The following is a 15591-nucleotide window of genomic DNA, read 5'->3' as shown; positions in this document are numbered from 1 at the left end:
CTTATAAAAGCTAACTGTTTTTAATTATCTTTCTAAAATATAAAAATAAATTATAAAATAAAAGGAGTTTTTGCAATATAAAAATATTTTACAACACTTTGGAAAGTGTTGGCTACTTAAATTAACATAATCACCGTAAAATAAGCAATCATACTTAACGAAGACAAAACATTCAAAAGCATTGTTCTTTGAAAATTGGCTTGTTCAGCATCTTTCCACGAAAGAAAAGTCCAATAAACAAAATAAAGCAACACAGGAGCTAAAAAAGCCTGAAAAAGCCAAAAGTAAAATTCATATTGATACGTAGAAAAATAAAAATAAAACCCTATGGTTGCTATTCCAAAAAATAAAATGGTAAAAATAAATGTTCCACGAATGCCTAAAAGCAAACTAATTGTTTTGTCGCCTCGTTTTGCATCTTCTTCATGCTGATAAATCTGTGTCATGGGATAAGAACCCAAAAGCAAAACAGAAATCAGAGCAGCAGCAAAAAGATGTCTTTCTTGAAAAAACACTTCAAAGCCATTAAAAGCAGTATCAGAAGACATTGAAAAATCCTTCTCAAAAGCAAGTACACACATCAAATACGTACATGCACCTTGAAAAATTCCGACTGTCAGCCACCCACCAATTGCATATTTTTTCAGTCTAATACTTGGATGGCTATATGCCTTAGACATCAATCCATAAATAAAAACAAGTAAAGCAAACTGCCAATTCACAAAAACGAAGCTAAAAAAAAGTCCGATTATATCAAAAATAAGTGAGGTAGTGAGCAAGTCTTGATTTACTTTGGGTGGGTTTTTCAAGCCTCCAATACTTCCTTCATCTTTATCATAAAAACTATTAAATCCATTACTGGCAGGGTAAACAAAAATATGAAGAATCACAAACACAATAAGATACATTTGCCACGTTAAATGAACAGCTTGACTAGCTGCAAAACAAAAAACAGGCATCAAAAAAATAGAAAATGGAATGCGAAGATGAAGAAGAGTAGAGCGAGTAATCATAAATAGAGTTTAAAGATTAGATTTCTAATTAACGAATTACGTACTTTTTTTTCTATAATCTATTAAATGTGCAGGATTTTCTATTTTAACTATGTCTTTTACCATTCGAATAGCTTATTTTTGTAAATAATTACTTTAAAAATTTCTATTCTATTAATAAGGAATAGCAAATAAAGACGTTTTAAAATAAAACTCCTCTTATTATTAAGACCTTAAGGGTTTCTAAAAAAACGCAAGATAGGTTCTGTTTATATATCCATCTATGAAAAAAATAATTTTCTTTTTCCTTTTCGCTTTTACCTCATTTTCTCTTTTTGCCCAATCTGCAAGTCTTATTATGGGGAAAGCAGAAACACGAGAAACACAAGAATATGACCCAGCAACTTCTGTAGAAGGAACTTTTTTATTCCCAACTTCTTTTGGAAAAATTGCAGTAACCAATACATCACATTCAAAATTACTTAATGAGGTGGAGGTTTATCGTGTAGAGCTTGTGTATTCAAAGTATCCAAAAACAAATAATTTTCAAGAAATTCAACAGCGAAAACTTAACTTAGCTCGTTTGGAAGAACTTGAAAAAACAGCTCCTCAATTGTTTAAAACTAATGTTGAGTGGGAGTTTGTGGCTCATGTTGTCAATACAGCTTCACAGGCAAAAGAATTATATCACGGTTTTGTTGTTTACTACAAAATGAAAGAGGAACAAAAAAACAAAAAAGAAAATGTTCCTGAAACTCCCAATATTCCTAATACTCCAAATCCTGAAATTCCAGTTCCAACCTTTGCTTATAATAATGAATCTGAAGAAGCTACTTTTATAAAAGAAGGCAAACCAAAACCTAATTCTACCTATCAAGTTTTTGATCGTCAAGATTGGAAAGATGTTGTTGTAGTCTGTGATTGGACAGCAAGTATGTATCACTTTGCGACACCTGTTTTATTATGGCACAATCAAAAAAATTCCCAAAGTGATACTTCTTCTATCCAAAATTTTGTCTTTTTTAATGATGGCGATGATACACCTAATAAAGAAAAAAAAATAGGAAGTACAGGAGGAATTTATGCTACCAAAACAGGAAATACTGACGAAGCCTTGCAAATGATGGAAGAATCAAAAGCAGCAGGAACAGGAGGCGATTTTCCTGAAAATGACATTGAAGCCTTGATTTATGCACAAAAAAACTATCCAAAAGCAAAATCATTAGTTTTGATTGCTGATAATATGGCGAGTGTGCGTGATATACAACTTTTAGAAGAACTTACAGAATCTGAAATACCTGTTCATATTTTGATTGCCAGAACAGAAGAAATTGATGCTATTCGCCCAGAATATTGGGATATTGCTATCCAAACCAAAGGAACAATTCATACTTTAGAAGAAGATATTTCATTAGAAGAAGCCATCCAACACAAGAAAAGGTTAGATGATTTAGCAGCCATGAGCAAACGAGAACTCAAAAAGCTAGAACGTAAAGAAAAACGCAAATTCAAAAGGAAGAAAGGTGGATTTTAATCTTGATTTCTCAAATCTACAAATTCATTCTGCCCACTATTCCAAAGTAGTTCTGCTTTTGCTTTTGCATATTTCATTTCTAATTGAATGAGCTTTAATTTGGCATCAAGATAATAACGCTCTCTATAATTTATCAAAAAAACAGTGCTACTTCCTAACTGAAAAAGTGTTTGTTCTCCATCACGCATGATTAGGGAATTTTGAACATTTTGTTTTTGTAATTCGACCATTTGCGCCAAACGATTAACTTGAATATAAGCCTGTTCGACACCAATCTGAATATCCCTTTGTGTAAAATTCAAATCTAACTCTTGCTGACGAATCTTTATTTTTGCCATAGCAAAACTAGCTCTTTCTTTCCTTAAAAATAAAGGGGCATAGAGTTTCAGACCAAATTTATAATCCTCTGTAAGAGCCAAATTATCGGCTTTCCGTGGATAAAGAATAGGTTTATACGATAAATCTAATTGGGGCATCAAAGAAAATTGATATAACTTTCTGTCTATTTTAAGTGTATTGAGTTTGAAAGTTTGCTTCAATAATTCAGGATGAAATTCGGCAGCCATAGCCAACATATTTTGAAGGTCAAACTTTTCTATCTGACTTCCCATATTTGAAGGTGCAATTGTAGGTTTTATAAATAGTGCTTCTCCATCTTCTGACCAAATATTACCCGAAAGAGCAAGGCGAGTTTTTTCAAAATCTACAAGAGCTTGCAGTCGTTCTACTTTTCGTTTTTGAAGTTCCATTAACGCTTCTGTAGTATCAATAGCACGATATTTTCCATACTCAAAAGCATCCTTGACACCTTCAAATCGAAACTCAGCTACTTCAATTCCCTCTTCTGCTACCTTCAAACTCTCATACGCTGCATACCATTCCCAATAGGCTTTTGCTACACTAAAAAATAATTTATTGATTTCTTTTTGCTGATCGGCTTGAGCCATTTCTGCAAAAACTTGTGCTTTTCGTAGTGTTGCTCTTCGCTCATCAAAAATTAGGTTTCGAAGCAAAGGAAGTTCGATTCCTGCATAAAAAAGTCCTTCTGAGGGAACAGTTGATTCATTGCTCAAATATTTACCCGAATTATTTTCATATCCAGCCTTTAAATCAAAACCCAAAATAGTAGGTACTTTTATTTCAGCATGTATTTTTTGGTAATACTGAGTTTCTTTGTATTGTTTTTCTGTCCATTCACCCATTAGAGTTGGGTCAAACATACCTCTTGCTTTTCTAATATCTTGCATAGCAAGTGCAGGAATTAGTTTTGCTTTCTGAATAAGTGGATGATATTGAAAAATCACTTCATAGACTTCTGCCAAAGAAAGTGTATCTTCAATATCTAACTCAGAAATAGTGGCAACATTTTCAATTTCAAGTAAAGGGTCTTGAATAACATTTCCAACCTGAATAGAATCTTGTACTTGTGCCTTTAAAACTGAAAACGGAAATAGGCTGCAACCTAAAAAACAAGTTATGAAAAGTAACTTTATAAAAAAGTAGTTTGAGTGGTTCATTTTAGGAAAATGAGGTAAAATATTTTTGTAAATAATTGATAGAATTATAAGCAAAAAGCAAAAGTAGTAACACAAATTTACAAAGATAGTTTTACTATTAGCTTTTTTTATATGAATTTTATGATTTGTAATTTCTTAAAAATAGAATTAGTTTCTCAAATCACGATTTGAATTTCTTATTTCAACTTTTTTTTCTAAAATTTGTGAATAAATTTGTCTGATAAGCACAATAAAATGGCATTTTAAGCATTATTGATGTAAGGGAAATTATATAAATGGTTTTTGTGTATATTTGTAGCTTCTACTAATAAAGCTTTTCAAAAACTATTTTAAACTTTTATCATAGTGTTTTAGTAGGTTTTAGTAAAATCTTGCTTGAAATTTGCAAGATTATGACGAAAGTTAAAATTAGGTTACAAAAATTAGTTTATAAGAAAGTAGCTATTTTTTAATAATCCTTTTCCCAAAACAATTTAGAAAATACTAATACTAAGCAATTTATTGTTTTTTATTGAATCTGCTTCAGAAAAAGGTTTTATAGAAATTCAATACAATTAAAAAAAGATTATAATATCACGCATTATGGCAAAATTGAGTTTTCAGTTCAGCGCATTATTTATCCTAGCTTTAGGATTAATGCTAGGAGGTTGTAACAAAAAACCACCAACAAGTACCGACCCAGGTAAAAAAAGTACAGCTACAGGAGTAGCCTTTGGTAAGAAAAAACCAAATGGTGAAGAGGGTGGCTTTAAAGTAGAAAAATTTAAGGGACAACCTGCTGGTCCTAACCTCGTATTTATTGAAGGTGGTCGTCATATTTTGGGTTCTTTCGAAGAGAATGTAGAAATGACTGCTTCTGATAACATTGAGAATACAGTTACTATTAAGTCCTTTTATATGGACGAAACAGAAATTGCAAATATTCACTGGTTAGAGTATATGCACTATCTATTACAAGATTCTTCTCAACAAGCTTATGAAGAGTCATTACCTGACACAACTGTTTGGTCTGCTGAATTAGCTTATAACGATCCTTATGTTGATCATTATTTACGTTACCCAGGTTTCCGTTACTTCCCAGTTGTGGGTGTTTCTTGGAAACAAGCAAGTGATTATTCACTTTGGCGTACAAGTATGGTAAATAATGGCTTAGCTATGAAGAGTGGCAAAAAAGATGTAAAAGAATTAGCTAAAAATGGTGAACGTATTCCATTAGAGTCTGGTGTAGTTTTACCAGGTTACCGTCTTCCTACTGAGGCAGAATGGGAATATGCAGCTAAAGGCTTAATTGGAACACAATATTTAGATGAAGCACAAGATTATGCTCGTCTTTATCCTTGGGATGGTCACTCACTTCGTAATCCTTATGGAAAGCAAATGGGACAATTTTTGGCTAACTTCAAACGTGGTCGTGGTGATTATGCAGGTATTGCAGGTGCATTGAATGATGGTGCAATGATTACTACTTGGATTTATTCGTATCCACCAAACGACTTTGGTCTTTATAACATGGCAGGAAACGTAAACGAATGGGTTTGGGATATTTACCGTCCAGGTTCATTTGAAGATTTTGGTGGAGAGCCAAACGCAGACTTAAACCCTATTCGTCGTAATGACTTCTTAGACAAATCTGAGGATTATGATTTTGCCAACTTCGAAACATTGATTAATAATCACGTACGTGTTTATAAAGGTGGTTCTTGGAAAGATGTAGCTTACTGGTTATCTCCAGGTACTCGTCGTTATATTGAAGAAGATTCTTCTACTTCTCACATCGGTTTCCGTTGTGCAATGATTCGTGCTGATAGCGATAACTAAAATATAGAATTTCAAAAAAATTGAAAGCCTTTTACTTTAAAAGTAGAAGGCTTTTTTTGTGTGTTTATGTAGAATTGATTAACCTTAATCTAAATATGAATTTATTTAATCTAGTAAATTAATTCATTTGACGAAAAAAATACTGTTATAGGTTTGATTATTAACTCTCGGTATTTACTTTGTAGCTAGACTATAATAAAAAATAGATTATAATTTTAGTCCTATATTATTCTTATAAAAAATGCCCATCTCTACTCCCCATAATTTGATAAATAATCAAACACAAGAAGACAAAATTCATATTGTTGATTTATCACTTAAAGTCTTGACTTTTGACTATCTGCTTCGTTGGATTTCTTTGGGTAGCTATCGTTTACTTTTTGGAGAAAGTGTAAAAGGCTCACATCTTATTTTCTTTTTCTCTTTACAATTAGTAATTGTTGCTTTTACATTAGGCTTTGTTTTTTGGAGGGAATACGTATTTCGTGTTAATAATGATTCACAATATTCTATTCCAGACTCTATTGAACTTATTTGGAAACAATTTTGGGAACTGCTTTATAAAAGACGGAATTATGAGATTGTAGGCTCTTCTTTCTCTATGCTCTTGCGTTTCTTTTTTGTAGTTACGTTTACCTATATGGTTATTTCAGCTTCCTTCGATGAAATAGTTTTTGATGGATATAGAGCTAATTTAATTGGTTTTGTAGGTGCAATTTCATTATTTATATATGGTATTTGGATATACTTTATTTCTCATTTTAGTGTACCTGATTCAGAATTTCGTCCTGTACAGGCTCTCATTAGTGCTGCTAGTCGTAGAAAGGAAAATTTGTCAGAACTTTTAGAAGCTGATTTACATGCTAGTAGAATAAATGAAGTAGACAACAATCCCATAGATACAAATGATACAGAAATTTTGGAAATAGAAGGGGAAGTTAGAAATCTCATGAACCGAGTAGAAGCCTATATTTTGGAAAGTGTTATGTTTGGTGCGCTTACTTTTTCAGGTTTTCTAACGATTATTGCCTCTGATACTGATAGACTTAACTATGTTAGTATGCGTCGTTTTGGGTATAATATTGTTGAATTTATGCTTGATTTGATTGTCTTTGAATTTAAAAGACTTGAAGAATATCATATCTTTAGCACTGACCCAGAACATTTACTAGTTCTGATAATGTTTCAAACTGTTTTATGTGCTTTGTTTTTCTTGATGGTAATTGCAGCACGATTAAAGTTCAGTAAAACGGCCGAACAGATTGATAACACTGTACGTCTTGCTCGTTCTTACAATGATAAAGAAGAAGAAGTTTATATACTCAAACTACAATCACCTCATAATACACTGTTAGATAAGCGTTTATTAGTCTTGAATCGTAAAATTTCTCAACTCGTCTTACAAGCTGCTGACCTTATAAAAGAAGTAAAACCTGTGATTTCGTATATGAGTTTTCTTAGAAATATGGGCGTTTTGTTCTTCCTTTTTATTATCATCACTAGTTTATTATTTTTTAATACTACAGTCGCTATTTTCTTTGGTGCAATGTCATTAACAGCTTATGTTTATAAGCAATTTGATACATGGTATCGTCAGAAACGTATGCAAAGAATTATTAATCAGCATCAAGGTATTCAAAATCAGAAACCTATTATTGAAAAAATAGAAAAGCCAGTAAGTGTAATTTAAAAATATTAATATGATACAAAAAGCAGTTCTGATTATTTTACTTCTATTCCCTTTCTGTTCCTATTCACAATCTAAAATAGAAATAGAGAAACGAATAAAAAAAGAGAATGCTCCTTTGCCTGCTCAAAAATTTGTAGATTCTTTATATTTTTCTTCAAAAATAAACTGGTTTGTCGAACAAGATTTTAACAAAAAAACATATGAAGCTAAGACAAAATCAAAAGGAAAAAAGTACAGTATAGAGTTTGATACTTTGGGAAATATAGAAGATATAGAAGTAGTAATAAAATGGCAACAAATACCTTTATCTATCCAAAATGCTATTTGCAAAAAAATGACTACTGATTTTGAAAAATTTAAAATCAAAAAAATTCAGATTCAATATAGTGGAAACTCAACCGAGTTACTTAAGCTAAAAAAAAATACAGAAAATCTAATTATCAAATATGAGATTGTATTAAAAGGCAAAAAAAATGCTCAAAGTTTATTCTATGAATACCTATTTTCAGAAAAGGGAGAGATTGAAAAAGAACAACAATTTGATTTTAGAAATACTGATCATTTAGAATACTAAAAAAATGACAATAATAAATAAGTTTTTAATCTTAATGCTGTTTTTTAGTTTTGTTAATTTCACCTTAGCTCAATCTACTTATAAAATCGGAATTCTTCCTTCTTTTACTCTAACAAAAAAAATAAATCCAAAATACAAAGTTAGTTTAAATACACAATCTCGTTTTTCTGCTTATAATGGATACTTTTCTGATTCAAACTCTTTTCAAAAAGAATTTAAATATACTTTAACTGATATTTCTATTCTAGTCAATAGAAAACTTGGCTTGAATACTTCTTTTTCGCTAGGTTATTTGAGTAGATTTAGAAATAATGAACAGCACAATCGTTTATTTCAACAATTTATTATATCAAAAAAATATAATTCATTAAGCCTAGCACACCGTTTTTCTACTGATCAAACTTTTAGACCCAATCAAAAAGTAGAGTTTAGGTGGCGTTACAGATTTGGCTTTGATAAGCCTTTAAAAGGAAATAAACTTAACTCAAAAGAGTTTTATTTTAAGCTAAATAATGAGTATCTCATTTCTCTACAAAATAAAAAGTGGAGTAATGAAATCAGATTAATTCCTTTTCTTGGATATGTGCTTAAAACCAAAAACAAATTAGAAATAGGAATAGATTATCGCATTAGTTCATTGGGCAACAAATTACTCAATAATAATTTTTGGTGGGTTGTAAATTATTATTTGAGTTACTGAAAAGCACAAAAAAGCCATCTATACTAAAGTATCTAACTTTGTGATAAATGGCTTTTAAAATTATTAGAACCTATTTTAAACTATCAAATGGGATAGTGAAAAAGTGAATAGGTTTTGGAAGTAATGTGTGTTTTTAGTGGAGCATTTTTGAGTTTGAATTATTTAATTCATCTGACTTTCAGATTTCAAAATATTATTCTGACTCAAACTTTGATTTGAATTTGTTTTCTTATCATTAGCTGTATATAGCCATAATTCAAATTCACGCTCTTCTTGCAAGTTGGAGTTTGGCGAACCATTAATATTGACCCAACGCAAAATTTCCTCGTTTATCTTTTCCTTATTTTGTATTTTTTTATACAACGTACTACGATAAAGTTTGGAAGTTCCGAAAGCAAAGCAAAAATTAGTAATTGCTATTAATTTTGTTCCTTTAAGTTTTAGATTTCTCTTTACCCATTTTTTAGAGTAATTCAAATCTTTACGTAATAAAGAATCTGCTTGCTGCTCGGTAATGCCTCCTAAAAGTACGCTATCTTTTTCGGTGATCAAATGACCATAGCCGATGGTAAGATAACCTGCTGCACAATTATAAGGCTCTAACATTAGTCCTTCTCTACTTTTGATGCGAGTAACAAGACTATCCCATGTGTAATGGGTGCTTATCTCATCCTCTGTGATTTCTTCATTTTCATCTTCTTCAAAACTAGTAGTCGGTTGAAGGACTGGTGAGTTATAAGACGAATTAAACGATGTAATGAATAAAACAAAAATTGATAAAGTAACTATTTTGACATATCTCATATTTAGATTTGATGGTGAAAGAGTGCAAAGGTAAGACCTTATCATTCACTTATCCAAATTCTAACTAATTGTTTTTCAGGGTATTGTCTTTTTGACACTAAAGTAAAATAGCCTTTTTACCAAAATAAATTCTGTATTTAAACCTTTTTGCAGAATCTGGTCTCTATATAACCAATGTAATTTATACTTTATTCTGAAACTGCAATCTTCACTTTATTCTTACATACACACTAAAAAATTACTCAAAAAAAAGTCCTTTTTATGCAAACTTTTTTGAATTTTACACGTACTGTTTAAACAATGACCAACGGTCAGTTGTTTTTTTAGATTTAATCTTTACTTAATACAATCATAAAACACCTATAAACTTACTTTATAAATTAGGAAACCCAGTCACTTCTATCTAAACTTCTGAACTGAATTGCCTCTGCAATGTGTGCAGTCTGTATATTTTGACTATCTTGAAGGTCTGCAATTGTTCTAGCTACTTTCAAAATCCTATCATAAGCTCTTGCTGAAAGTCCTAATCTTTCCATTGCATTTTTTAAAAGAATTTTGCTAGTTTCATCTATCTTACAAATCTTTTTCACCATTTGAGAAGGCATCATAGCATTTGAATGTACAGAATCTATCACTTTAAAGCGTTCTTCTTGTACTTTTCTTGCCTTGATAACACGATTTCGTATTTCTTCACTACTTTCAGCCTTTCTATTCGCTGTCATTTCATCAAAAGAAACAGGTGTTACCTCTACATGTAAATCAATTCTATCTAATAAAGGACCACTAATTTTGTTCAAATATCGATGCACAATGCCTGTTCCACAGACACATTCTTTTTCTGGATGGTTATAATATCCACATGGACACGGATTCATACTGGCAATAAGCATGAAATTACAAGGAAATTCTACAGAGACTTTGGCTCTTGAGATAATAACTTTTCTATCTTCTAAAGGCTGACGCAATACTTCCAAAACAGAACGTTTGTATTCAGGCAATTCATCTAAAAACAAAACGCCATTATGAGCAAGTGAAATTTCTCCTGGTTGAGGATTTCCTCCACCACCCACCAAAGCAACATCACTAATTGTATGATGAGGCGAACGGTAGGGACGAGTAGCTACTAAGGCAGCATTTTCTCCTAAATGTCCAGAAACAGAATGAATTTTGGTTGTTTCTAAGGCTTCATATAAAGTAAGAGGAGGTAAAATAGAAGATAAGCGTTTGGCAAGCATTGTTTTTCCTGCACCTGGTGGTCCAATCATAATTACGTTATGTCCTCCTGCTGCTGCAATTTCTAAAGCACGTTTTATATTCTCTTGCCCTTGTACGTCTGCAAAATCAGCTTCGTACTCATTTTTTTGTTGAGCAAAAATTTCTCTTGTATCTATTTTTAATGGTTCTATATTTAGTTCGTCTTCAAAAAAACCGACGGCTTCTTCTAATGTTTCGACAGGAATAATATCTAGGTTATTTACGATAGCTGCCTCTTTTGCATTTTCTTTAGGCAAAACAAATCCTTTGAAACCCTGCTTTCTAGCTTCAATTGCAATAGAGAGAACGCCACGAATAGGACGCAATTTTCCATCAAGAGCAAGTTCTCCCAACACAATATATTTATCAAAGTTAGGAGCAGTAATTTGGTCAGAAGCAACTAAAAGACCTAACGCAATTGGCAAATCATAAGCCGAACCTTCTTTTCTAACATCAGCAGGCGCAAGATTAACAACTACTTTCTGACGAGGAATACGAAAACCTAATTGCTTAACAGCAGATTCTACACGCTGTTCGCTTTCCTTGACAGCACTATCAGCAAGACCAACAATTACTATTTTTGTTCCTTTGATTACATTTACTTCTATTGTTATAATATTTGCTTCTACACCAACTACGGATGCTCCAAAAGTTTTAGCTATCATTTTATTCTAGGTTTATTTATAATTGACCCTCAAATTAGGCAAAAAAATATTACAATAAAATAAATACTACACATGAAGTTGCATAAAAAAACCTTATTCTGACTTGTATCTAAAAATACAGAATCGGAATAAGGCTGTAGTAAAATCAAAACGCTACAAAATCAAATTTCTTTAATAACTAAAAAGGGGATATAGAATTAAATAACTGATTAGTAGCGTTTGAATGTTATTTAATAGTTGGAGTAGTGGAAGTAACTGAATAATGAGAAACTTCTATTTTTTTTGAATCTTTTTTAACTTTCGGTGCAGCACTTAAAGCACATTCTTCGTTACGTTCACAAGCAACCATGATTGCCAGACCTAAGAAAAGAGTTAGCTGTAAAAGAATTAGTTTTTTGAGTTTCATAAAAAAATTAGTCTAGTGAGTAGTTTTGGAAGATGGCTTTATAATGAATATAAATCATTTCACAATTTTATGAGTTTTTATTTATTCACTTTAAGGGAATGAATAAATATAGATTAACACAAAGTTAAGTTTTTAAATGACTTTTATCGAAAAACAGGACTTTTATATAACAATAGATTTTATCATTTTGAAGTACCTTTTAAATAGTTTATTTATCAAAAAAACTTTAATTTAACTTTCTACTGGAAAATATAACGGATTGGGATAGATAAATTCATATCCTAACTTTTCTTGTATTTTTTTTGAGTTAATTATCTTATAATCAATCATTTGTTCATCATTTGAAAATGTAGGAGATTCAAAATTATACTCTATTGCATTCTTTTCATAGACTTTTTTACGAATTGGATGAATCGGACAGACTGCATTGAATACCTCAAAACTGTTAGTGTTTGTGTCGTTAAAAAGCCTATCTTCACTTATTTTTTCAGCAACTAGAGAAATAATGTTTATCAAATCCTTTCTATGTATGAAATTTACAGGAATATGACCTGTATTTAAGTCCTTTTTACCTGCAAAATACTTTCCTGCCACTCTTTTACCTCCCATAAGTCCACCTGCTCGTAAAATAACGACTTCTAAATCTGTTTTTTTACTGGCTTCTATAAACACATTTTCAGCTTCAAAAATATCTTTCCGATTTGCCTCCTCTACATTTTGCACATCATTTTCAAAAGATTCTTTTATCGTCGATGCAGACAATGGAAAAGTTGAGTCTTTATAAATAGACGTAGAACTAATAAAAATCACTTTTTTAGTTGCTTTTTTATTTTCTAACAAATGATTTTTGATAAATTCCATTTGAGTTTTATAGAATTCTTTATTTTCTCTTGGTGGTGGTATGTTTATTAAACAAATATCTGTTTCGAAAAAATCTTGAAAAAAGTCATTAGAATTAGCTGATTTTATTTTTTCTTCATTCAATTCCAAATGAAATGGCTTTATTCCTTCTTTTTCTAAAATTTCTATTTTTTCTGTAGAGGTAGTGGATCCATTTACTTTTTGTTTTTTTTCTATACAAAATTTAGCTGTTTCTAATCCAAGCCATCCACAGCCTAAAATACTAATTGAGTTCATAGTTGATAATTTGATTCCTTTGTGAAAACATAAAAACAAATTATTTTGCTTTTAGTTTTGATAAATTCTTATCTTGTTATTATATCATTGAAAATTATTTTTGCTTTTACTATTTATACCTATGAATACTTTATTAAAAAAAATCTTATTCTGTTTTTCTATACTATTATTTACAGCTTGTAACTCAAAAAAAGAGACAACCACCTCTGATGTAGACTCCACTACCGAAACCTCTATATTAAGAGAGGAAATTATTGAAGAAGAAATAGTAGAAGAACCTGCTTTCAGTATTGATACTTTTTCCGATTTCCCACCAGAAATAGATGGTTGTTCTTGTTATTTTTCAAAAAATGAAGCTGATTTTAAAGGAGGAAAAAAATATAGCTATATGGACAACTATGAAAAAATAGCTTTTGTGAAAATTGATGGCGTGTTGGTAAAATTTGTACAAACAAATTCTGAAATGGTTACAGAAACACATTATAAAAATACCTATAAAAGTGAAAATGCAACACACAACTATACGCTAGAAACAGAGACAGAAAGAGAAAGCCAAAATGGAGATGAAACTTTTCTTTACACAGGAACTTTAAAAGTAACCAATCAAGAAGGTAAAAGTGTAAAAGAAAGTTTTATAGGAGAATGTGGGTGTTAAATTTGATAAATTTACTTCATGAAAAAAGCTATCAATTCTATTTTGATAGCTTTTTTGTTTGTATTATTTTTTCTAAAAACGCATTCCCATTACCAAAATATCGTCAATTTGAGAACGATCACCTTTCCATGTCTTAAACTCCTCATCTAAGATTTGTTTTTGCTCTTCGACTGGTTTTTCATGAATTTCTTTCAAGAGAGCTCTAAAGTTTTTGCTCATAAATTTTTCTGACTTTTCTCCTCCAAACTGGTCTTGATAACCATCAGAAAAAAGATACAACATGATAGGTTCACTCAAATCTACTTCATGACGAGTATAATTTCTATCTAATTGAAATTGAACGCCTCCAATTGGATATTTATCTCCTTTTATTAAGGTCATTTCTCCATTTTTGAAATAGACTAAAGGATTTTTTGCTCCTGAAAATTGTAGTTTTTTGTTTTCTAAATCAATCACACAAAGAGCCAAATCCATTCCATCACGACTTTTATTTTCTTCTTGTCGTAATGCTTTTCTAACGCTATCGTGCAGTTCGTTTAATATTTTATCTGATTCTATGACTCCTCTAGCACTTACAATCTCATTCAATAAATCATTTCCAATTAATGACATAAATGCACCTGGCACTCCATGTCCTGTACAATCGGCAGCCGTTACGACAATTTTGTTTCCTTCCTTTAAAAACCAATAAAAATCTCCACTTACAATATCACGAGGTTTGAAATAAATAAATGAGTCTGGAATTGATTCTTTAATTTCTTCTACACGAGGCAAAGCAGCATCTTGAATTCGCTTGGCATAATTGATACTCTCTGTGATACTTTGATTTTTGGCTTCAATAATTTCTTTCTGAACTGTAATTTCATTTGTTCTTTCCTCTATTGTCTGCTCCAAATCTCTACTATATCGTTCTAATTTTTGGTGTAATTGTTCTTTTTCTGTGATAGATTCTTTTAGGCGTTGTACATGTTTTATTGTCTTTGCAATTGTTGCACCCAAATCATTAAAATTAATTGGCTTTGTTACAAAATCAAATGCACCATTATTCATTGCTCTTCTGATATTTCTCATATCTCCATACGCCGAAACGATAACTGTCTGAACAGTTGGATTCACTACTTTTGTTTTTGAAAGCAGCGTAATTCCGTCCATTTCAGGCATATTTACATCGCATAAAATAACATCAATATTCGGATTATCTTTTAGTTTGTCAAGGGCTTCAGTACCATTGGCAGCAAAAATAAACTCATATTCATGATTGCGAAGTTGCTTTCTGAATTTTTGTTTCATCAAAAGCTGCACATCTGGTTCGTCATCTACAACCATTAATATTGTCGGCATAGGGTAGTTTATTTTATAAGGATGTATATTTTCTTCAGACAGATTTATAAAAATGGTCTTTTATCTTATCTTTTTAATGAATAGTATAGTAAGACTTAGGCAAATTTAATGCAAAAAATTAGTTTACCCTAAACATACTCAAAACTTAGGACACAAACAAAACAAAACTCTCGATAAAGCAATTAAATTGCTCGGTAAACTTCATAAAACCAAAAATAAAATAGAGCAAAAGGGAACAATAATCACTTAAATTCAATTATTATTTAGTAAATTTAGAAACAAGAGAACGATTACGAATTACGAATTAAAAATTACGAACTGAAAAACAGTACAGATAATATGATTATCTATTTGTAAAAAACAATTTAAAATTTAAAGTCGCATCTCTTTATTTACTTGATTTTTATTAAACCTTATCACGGTTTGTATTAATGTAGTTCAGACTTTCAGTTTAAGTATACTGTTTTAAAATTTTTGTTATATTTTGTTGTGCATTCAGTTGCT

At 30.9% G+C, this 15591-nt stretch carries 13 protein-coding genes; 6 read left to right on the top strand and 7 right to left on the bottom strand.

The features are described 5' to 3' along the window. Positions 1-116 precede the first annotated feature (116 nt). On the bottom strand, positions 117-1013 hold the full coding sequence (locus V9L04_RS11150; protein ID WP_338789875.1) for a UbiA family prenyltransferase: 897 nt from the start codon (positions 1011-1013) through the stop codon (positions 117-119). A 262-nt stretch (positions 1014-1275) separates the two neighbouring features. On the opposite strand from V9L04_RS11150, the gene V9L04_RS11145 reads away from it, so the two are divergent. Then, the gene (locus tag V9L04_RS11145; protein WP_338789874.1) at positions 1276-2526 is read left to right on the top strand and encodes a hypothetical protein; all 1251 of its coding nucleotides are present in this window, start codon (positions 1276-1278) and stop codon (positions 2524-2526) included. Here V9L04_RS11145 and V9L04_RS11140 read toward each other — a convergent pair. Further along, positions 2523-4043, bottom strand: a complete 1521-nt coding sequence (locus V9L04_RS11140; protein ID WP_338789873.1) for a TolC family protein — start codon at positions 4041-4043, stop codon at positions 2523-2525. The genes V9L04_RS11145 and V9L04_RS11140 overlap by 4 nt on opposite strands. Positions 4044-4625: 582 nt before the next feature. Here V9L04_RS11140 and gldJ point away from each other — a divergent pair. The 4 genes from gldJ to V9L04_RS11120 all read left to right on the top strand — a co-directional run bounded on the left by gldJ (position 4626) and on the right by V9L04_RS11120 (position 8825). Next, positions 4626-5861, top strand: coding sequence for a gliding motility lipoprotein GldJ (gene gldJ / locus V9L04_RS11135; RefSeq protein ID WP_338789872.1), 1236 nt, complete (start codon positions 4626-4628; stop codon positions 5859-5861). A 241-nt stretch (positions 5862-6102) separates the two neighbouring features. Further along, a complete protein-coding gene (locus V9L04_RS11130; protein WP_338789871.1) occupies positions 6103-7551 on the top strand; it encodes a hypothetical protein in 1449 nt (482 codons plus the stop codon). A gap of 10 nt (positions 7552-7561) precedes the next feature. Next, entirely contained in the window at positions 7562-8125 is a 564-nt protein-coding gene (locus V9L04_RS11125) for a hypothetical protein (protein WP_338789870.1), read from the top strand. 4 nt (positions 8126-8129) lie between these two features. Beyond that, positions 8130-8825 (top strand): DUF2490 domain-containing protein, encoded by a 696-nt coding sequence (locus V9L04_RS11120; protein WP_338789869.1) that lies wholly within the window; start codon positions 8130-8132, stop codon positions 8823-8825. Positions 8826-8987: 162 nt separating this feature from the next. Here the strand turns inward: V9L04_RS11120 and V9L04_RS11115 are convergent, their stop codons facing one another. The 4 genes from V9L04_RS11115 to V9L04_RS11100 form a co-directional block, all read right to left on the bottom strand. Continuing rightward, complete coding sequence (locus V9L04_RS11115; RefSeq protein WP_338789868.1) at positions 8988-9629, bottom strand: lysozyme; 642 nt, start codon at positions 9627-9629, stop codon at positions 8988-8990. 380 nt (positions 9630-10009) lie between these two features. Beyond that, the gene (locus V9L04_RS11110) at positions 10010-11548 is read right to left on the bottom strand and encodes a YifB family Mg chelatase-like AAA ATPase (RefSeq protein WP_338789867.1); all 1539 of its coding nucleotides are present in this window, start codon (positions 11546-11548) and stop codon (positions 10010-10012) included. Between the two features lie 226 nt (positions 11549-11774). After that, complete coding sequence (locus V9L04_RS11105) at positions 11775-11954, bottom strand: hypothetical protein (RefSeq protein ID WP_338789866.1); 180 nt, start codon at positions 11952-11954, stop codon at positions 11775-11777. Between the two features lie 231 nt (positions 11955-12185). Continuing rightward, positions 12186-13091, bottom strand: a complete 906-nt coding sequence (locus tag V9L04_RS11100) for a hypothetical protein (protein ID WP_338789865.1) — start codon at positions 13089-13091, stop codon at positions 12186-12188. Between the two features lie 121 nt (positions 13092-13212). Here V9L04_RS11100 and V9L04_RS11095 point away from each other — a divergent pair, with 121 nt between their 5' ends. Further along, complete coding sequence (locus V9L04_RS11095) at positions 13213-13746, top strand: hypothetical protein (RefSeq protein ID WP_338789864.1); 534 nt, start codon at positions 13213-13215, stop codon at positions 13744-13746. 72 nt (positions 13747-13818) lie between these two features. Here the strand turns inward: V9L04_RS11095 and V9L04_RS11090 are convergent, their stop codons facing one another. Further along, the gene (locus V9L04_RS11090; RefSeq protein ID WP_338789863.1) at positions 13819-15087 is read right to left on the bottom strand and encodes a response regulator; all 1269 of its coding nucleotides are present in this window, start codon (positions 15085-15087) and stop codon (positions 13819-13821) included. Positions 15088-15591 lie beyond the last annotated feature (504 nt).

Source organism: Bernardetia sp. MNP-M8 (assembly GCF_037126285.1).
Lineage (GTDB): Bacteria > Bacteroidota > Bacteroidia > Cytophagales > Bernardetiaceae > Bernardetia.
Note: the sequence above shows the minus strand (reverse complement) of the source record. Positions and strands in the feature narration are given on the sequence as shown.

Bases quoted from the DNA above. Each gene is read 5' to 3' on its own strand.
- V9L04_RS11150 (WP_338789875.1), bottom strand. From the start codon at position 1,013: ATGATTACTCGCTCTACTCTTCTTCATCTTCGCATTCCATTTTCTATT.
- V9L04_RS11145 (WP_338789874.1), top strand. From the start codon at position 1,276: ATGAAAAAAATAATTTTCTTTTTCCTTTTCGCTTTTACCTCATTTTCT.
- V9L04_RS11140 (WP_338789873.1), bottom strand. From the start codon at position 4,043: ATGAACCACTCAAACTACTTTTTTATAAAGTTACTTTTCATAACTTGT.
- gldJ (WP_338789872.1), top strand. From the start codon at position 4,626: ATGGCAAAATTGAGTTTTCAGTTCAGCGCATTATTTATCCTAGCTTTA.
- V9L04_RS11130 (WP_338789871.1), top strand. From the start codon at position 6,103: ATGCCCATCTCTACTCCCCATAATTTGATAAATAATCAAACACAAGAA.
- V9L04_RS11125 (WP_338789870.1), top strand. From the start codon at position 7,562: ATGATACAAAAAGCAGTTCTGATTATTTTACTTCTATTCCCTTTCTGT.
- V9L04_RS11120 (WP_338789869.1), top strand. From the start codon at position 8,130: ATGACAATAATAAATAAGTTTTTAATCTTAATGCTGTTTTTTAGTTTT.
- V9L04_RS11115 (WP_338789868.1), bottom strand. From the start codon at position 9,629: ATGAGATATGTCAAAATAGTTACTTTATCAATTTTTGTTTTATTCATT.
- V9L04_RS11110 (WP_338789867.1), bottom strand. From the start codon at position 11,548: ATGATAGCTAAAACTTTTGGAGCATCCGTAGTTGGTGTAGAAGCAAAT.
- V9L04_RS11105 (WP_338789866.1), bottom strand. From the start codon at position 11,954: ATGAAACTCAAAAAACTAATTCTTTTACAGCTAACTCTTTTCTTAGGT.
- V9L04_RS11100 (WP_338789865.1), bottom strand. From the start codon at position 13,091: ATGAACTCAATTAGTATTTTAGGCTGTGGATGGCTTGGATTAGAAACA.
- V9L04_RS11095 (WP_338789864.1), top strand. From the start codon at position 13,213: ATGAATACTTTATTAAAAAAAATCTTATTCTGTTTTTCTATACTATTA.
- V9L04_RS11090 (WP_338789863.1), bottom strand. From the start codon at position 15,087: ATGCCGACAATATTAATGGTTGTAGATGACGAACCAGATGTGCAGCTT.